Source organism: Pseudomonas edaphica (genome assembly GCF_005863185.1).
Classification (GTDB): domain Bacteria; phylum Pseudomonadota; class Gammaproteobacteria; order Pseudomonadales; family Pseudomonadaceae; genus Aquipseudomonas; species Aquipseudomonas edaphica.
In genome coordinates this window covers 1-1,677 of the sequence record NZ_VBVZ01000920.1, presented here as the reverse complement: position 1 = coordinate 1,677, position 1,677 = coordinate 1, and the positions used below count along the sequence as shown (strand labels likewise).

The window sequence follows — 1,677 nt, the reverse complement described above, 5'->3', positions numbered from 1 at the left end:
CCCTGGTTCCAGGCGTACAGCAAATCACGCTGTTCTGCATCGATCAGCATGGCCAACTGCGCCACACGGGTGTCCGCACGCCCGACAATAGCGCGCAGCAAACGCTGCCAATGCTCGGCCATGCGCTGCACAGTGGGCGCCTCAAACAGGTCCGTGGCGTAGGTCAGCGAAGCCCGGATACCTTGCGGAGATTCTTGAGTATCCAGGCTAAGGTCAAACTGTGCGCTCTGGCTGCCCCACTCCAGCGCCTCAAGTGCCAGGCCCGGCAATTGCAGCTCGCCCCGCGACTTATGGGCTTCGGTCTGGTGGTTGAACATCACCTGAAACAACGGGTTATGGCTCAGGCTGCGCTCCGGTTGCAGCGCCTCGACAAGCTGCTCGAATGGCAGATCCTGATGGCTCTGGGCTTCGAGTGCGCGCTGCTTGACCTGGGCCAGCAACTGACTAAAGGGCATCTGCCCGTCGATATCAGCCTTGAACACCTGGGTATTGACGAAGAAGCCGATAAGGCGCTCGGTTTCTGCGCGATTACGGTTGGCGATCGGCACACCGACGCGGATATCCGACTGCCCGCTGTAGCGATACAACAGCGTCTGGAAGGACGCCAGCAACAGCATGAACAACGTCACACCTTCGCGTTGAGCCAGCGCCTTGAGACGGCTGACCAATACCGCGTCCAGGTCCATGTCCAGGCGCGCGCCGCGATAGCTTTGCACCGGCGGGCGCGGATGATCCAGGGGCAACTCCAATACCGGTTGCTCACCGCCCAACCGCTCAACCCAATAACCCAACTGGCGCTCTTTTTCGCCGGCTTCCATCCAACTGCGCTGCCACAAGGCGTAGTCGGGGTATTGAACCGGCAACTCAGGCAAACGCACATCCTGGCCCTGGCTGTAGCCCACGTACAACTGCACCAGCTCATCGACCATGACCTGCATCGACCAGCCGTCGGAGACAATGTGGTGCAGCACCAGCACCAGCACATGCTCATCCGGTGCCAGCTGCAGTAACTTCACCCGCAACAGCGGGCCTTGTTGCAGATCGAAGGGTTCGGCGACTTCGGCTTGCACTTGAGCTTCGAGTTGCGTGCGCTCACCCACACCCTCAGCGATCTCAAGGTGCAGCTCAGGCTTCACCACCTGTAATACCTGATCGACGTCTTGATGCAGGCAGGTGCGCAAACTTTCGTGACGGGCAATCAAGGCATCAAAGCTGCGCTGCAAGGCCGATCGATCAAGTCGACCTTTCAACCGCAACGCACGTGGCAAATGGTAGGCAGGGCTCTGCGGCTCCAACTGCCACAAAAACCACTGCCGCTCCTGGGCATAAGAGAGTCGCAGCGGCTCGCCTTCCTGACGCTTGAAAACCGGGGCAATCTCAAACAGGTTGATGCCTTGCTGCTTGAGCATTACCGCCAACGCTTTCTTTTGTTGCGCAGAAAGTGAACCTACCGACTCGATTAATGCTTGCACGCCACGCCCCTCAGGAAATCAATTTATCCAAATCTTCTGCTGATAGACGTTTGAGGGCCTCCAAGGATTTAGCCAATGCGTCCTGCACCGGTGAATTATTTGTTTGCCGGGTGGCGACATAGGCACTGAAATCCGCCAGGGTCGGGGTGGTGAAGATCGATTTGACGTCGAATTCGGCGTGCAACTGCTCGCGCAGGCGCACCAC

The 1,677-nt window shown here is 58.6% G+C and carries 2 protein-coding genes; both read right to left on the bottom strand.

Annotation, left to right across the window (positions count from 1 at the left end; genetic code table 11):
* Positions 1 to 1,409: condensation domain-containing protein (locus tag FEM54_RS32105; RefSeq protein ID WP_276614962.1), on the bottom strand; the 1,409-nt coding region annotated here is incomplete at its 3' end.
* Positions 1,410 to 1,482: 73 nt separating this feature from the next.
* The coding region (locus FEM54_RS32100; RefSeq protein ID WP_171045962.1) for a hypothetical protein at positions 1,483 to 1,677 on the bottom strand (195 nt) is incomplete at its 5' end.